Source organism: Bacillus sp. SIMBA_005, assembly GCF_046535585.1.
Lineage (GTDB): Bacteria > Bacillota > Bacilli > Bacillales > Bacillaceae > Bacillus > Bacillus pumilus.
The window spans coordinates 1-272 of record NZ_JAWRWI010000399.1; the positions used below are offsets into that span (position 1 = coordinate 1).

General features: G+C 71.0%; 1 protein-coding gene. It reads right to left on the reverse strand.

Annotated elements, in window-relative coordinates:
- Positions 1 to 272: NAD(P)H-dependent oxidoreductase (locus tag SB660_RS20625; protein ID WP_410584207.1), on the reverse strand; the 272-nt coding region annotated here is incomplete at both ends.

The following is a 272-nucleotide window of genomic DNA, read 5'->3' on the forward strand; positions in this document are numbered from 1 at the left end:
GGCCGTCGGCGTCGTGCACGACATGCAGGTCGAGCGGCTCGATCCCGGTGTACCAGAGGGTGCCGTGCGTCACCGGGAAGAGCAGCGAGTCGATGTCTCCGCTGATGCCGCGCGGACCGATGGATCGCTCGTCCTCACCGGCTGTGACGATCACCAGCGCCCGCCGGCCCGCGAGGGGTCCGGCGCCGTAGCGCAGCGGCACGCCGCTCTCGGGGTCGACCGTGCCGTAGGCGAACCCGTTCGTGAGCACGCGATCGAACCAGCCCTTCAGG